The following is a 2,636-nucleotide window of genomic DNA, read 5'->3' as shown; positions in this document are numbered from 1 at the left end:
GTAAGCATCCGACCATCCCCTATTGCGGTGGCACCCAGCGATGAGGCAACAACTCATCCAGATCATCTTGAATAGGCAGGCGTCTTAGCACGTCTGTCAAATAGGCAGACACATCCAAGCCGTTTAAGCGAGCGGATTGAATGATTGACATAATATTTGCAGCACGCTGCCCACTTCGCAGCGAACCGGCAAACAACCAGTTTTTACGCCCAAGCGCCCACGGGCGCATCTGATTCTCCGCCCAATTATTATCAATCGGCAACCTCCCATCATCCAAATAACAAGTCAGCGCTTGCCAACGTTTTAGGCAATAATCAATCGCCTTAGTAATACTGGCATTCTTAGTGGTTAACTGTCTTTTTTCTTGTAACCATTGGTGCAGCTTATCGGCAATTGGTTTGGCTTTCTCTTGCCTGATTTGCCGAACTACTTGGGGATCTCTTGGTATTGGGGGTGTATTTTTTTCAAATCGCTCATCAATCTCACGTTCAACCGCATACAACTGCCTAAATAACGTTAATGCCTCAATGCTCACGATACTTTGCCCAGTGATATGCAGTTCATGAAATTTACGCCGTGCATGGGCCATACAACCGATTTCGCTCACGCCTTGATGAAATAAAAACTTATATCCACTGTAATCATCGCAAATCAGCTTACCGTGCCATTTGTCTAAAAAGGCTTTAGGGTGCTCATTACGACGGCTCTGGGCAAAGTCATACACCACCGCTTTTAATGCACCGTGCTGTGGCGTAAGATACGCCCAGACATAGCCTTTTTTTAATGATTTACTGCCGGCTTTCACAGGGTTTTTCATGATAGACACCGGTGTTTCATCGGCATGTAAGATAGGCTCAGACAGTAACCGCGCATGCAAGCGACTGACTAAAGGCTCAAGGGCAACGCCGCAGCGTCCTACCCAGTCTGCCATAGTAGCATCGGGGATATTTACCCCACTTCGCTGATAGATAATATTCTGCCGATATAGGGGCTGATGGTCTGCATATTTGCTAATAAGGATGTGTGCAAGCAGCTCTGGGGTGGCGATGCTTTTGTTAATAATCTGCTTGGGGGCAGCCGCTTGATGAATGATGTCACACTCACGGCATACCCATTTTGGATAGAGGTGTCGCTCAATATAAAACTGCTTGGGGATGAGTCCAAGTTTGTCCTGTTTATCCTCCCCAATGCGCTTCATTTGACAGCCGCAGTCACAAACGGTGGTGAGTGGTTCATGAACCAGGGTTTTAACCTCAAGGTTGTCAGGAATAACCGTGTATTTAGCACGCTTTGCTTTTTTAGGCTGATCAGTGGCTGAGGGTAGCGATCCGTCAGTGATCTGTGGGCTTGGTTCAAGGTCGCTCTCACCGATGAGCATTTCTGTCTGGATAGGATCGATAGCAGGTAGCTTGGCAAGCTGATCTTGGGTTAAGTCGTGGCGGTAGTCATCTCGGATTTGTTCTAGTGCAGATAAATCTTCTTGCGCAGCTTCCTGATTTAAGTGGGTTTGTTTGGCACTTAAGCCTTCGCTCTTTTGTCCATAGAGCCGGTGGATGAGCCGCTTTTGTTTTTCGATGAGTTCCAGTACTTTTAGATACAGCTTGTGGTTTTCCTCAAAGGTTTTATTGACGAGCTGCTGTAGTTGATCGTGACGCGTGTTTGTTTGAACAAGCTGTTGCTGCAGGTGCTCATTACGCTGTTCAAGCAGGTGGATTTTCACCAGGAGCTCGGCGTAAATGGGGTCTTTTGATAAGTCGGATAGAGTGGCAACAGTCATGGTGCTATGTTGCCAGAGTTTTATTTGCCTGTCATCGGGTATTTATAGGATGGGGCTCAATGTATCTTTGCCCATGTTACGCCAAGGCAGTCCACTGATTAAGGCATTAAATTGCTCACGGTTGATGCTGATGCCGGTTTGAGTGGGGGTGAGTGGTTTGGTTAAGCCATGAAACTTGCTGTCGTCTAGCTGACGGCTGCAAAGCCAAACCCCAAGTCCGTCATGAATGAATACTTTGAGCCGTGTGCCTGTTTTGTTGTAAAACAGGTAGGCACAGTGAGGGCGGATGCCTTGGTGCTGGGTGATGATGTGGGCCAGTAGTTTGCCGCTGCCACATCGCATGTCCATGGGCGCGGTGGATAGCCAGATGTGAGTGATGGGTATCATTGTAGGCCTCGTAGTAGGTCAATCAAGCTTTGGGTGTCTATTTGGGCAATAGTGAGGCTTATGGACCCAGGTCCTGGGGCTCTGATTTGCAGTTTGATGTTTTGTATGACGGAGGATGAGGACAGATGAGTTGCTTGAGGTTCAAGGCGGATTGGGATAAAGCAGGGGTTTGGATCAGCAGGACTGTTTATGGCAGCAGGTAATATGCCAGTTTGAGTCTTTTTGCGGTGATGCTGACGTTTCCAGTTATGTAGAAGGTTTTGGTTGATGCCATGGTCTCGAGCGATACTGGCAATTGATCGCCCTGAGTCTATCGCTTCTTTTACTAAAAGTTCTTTAAACTCAGCACTGTAAGTTCTACGTTTGGGTTTGTTAGGTGGTTGTGTTGTCATGTTAGTGTCCACGATTATTAATCGTGGACACTATCTCGCATTTTTTAAGTGAGGGAAAGATGGGATGGTCGGATGCTTAC

At 47.2% G+C, this 2,636-nt stretch carries 3 protein-coding genes; all 3 read right to left on the bottom strand.

Features of this window, described 5'->3' with window-relative positions; all coding sequences use genetic code 11:
* Positions 1 to 19: 19 nt before the first annotated feature.
* From tnpC to JMW90_RS13235, 3 genes are read right to left on the bottom strand one after another with little or no spacing between them, the layout of a single operon-like run.
* Positions 20 to 1,777: an IS66 family transposase gene (tnpC, locus tag JMW90_RS13245; RefSeq protein ID WP_201564721.1), complete on the bottom strand. Its 1,758-nt coding sequence runs from the start codon at positions 1,775 to 1,777 to the stop codon at positions 20 to 22.
* 42 nt (positions 1,778 to 1,819) lie between these two features.
* Positions 1,820 to 2,164: an IS66 family insertion sequence element accessory protein TnpB gene (gene tnpB / locus JMW90_RS13240; RefSeq protein WP_227691974.1), complete on the bottom strand. Its 345-nt coding sequence runs from the start codon at positions 2,162 to 2,164 to the stop codon at positions 1,820 to 1,822.
* Positions 2,161 to 2,556, bottom strand: a complete 396-nt coding sequence (locus tag JMW90_RS13235; protein WP_201564718.1) for a transposase — start codon at positions 2,554 to 2,556, stop codon at positions 2,161 to 2,163. The genes tnpB and JMW90_RS13235 overlap by 4 nt, the downstream gene beginning before the upstream one ends.
* Positions 2,557 to 2,636 lie beyond the last annotated feature (80 nt).

Source organism: Psychrobacter glacincola (genome assembly GCF_904846215.1).
GTDB classification, from domain to species: Bacteria; Pseudomonadota; Gammaproteobacteria; order Pseudomonadales; family Moraxellaceae; genus Psychrobacter; species Psychrobacter glacincola.
The sequence above is the reverse complement of the archived record's forward strand: the minus strand, read 5'-3'. Positions and strand labels throughout refer to the sequence as shown.

Bases quoted from the DNA above. Each gene is read 5' to 3' on its own strand.
- JMW90_RS13235 (WP_201564718.1), bottom strand. From the start codon at position 2,556: ATGACAACACAACCACCTAACAAACCCAAACGTAGAACTTACAGTGCT.
- tnpB (WP_227691974.1), bottom strand. From the start codon at position 2,164: ATGATACCCATCACTCACATCTGGCTATCCACCGCGCCCATGGACATG.
- tnpC (WP_201564721.1), bottom strand. From the start codon at position 1,777: ATGACTGTTGCCACTCTATCCGACTTATCAAAAGACCCCATTTACGCC.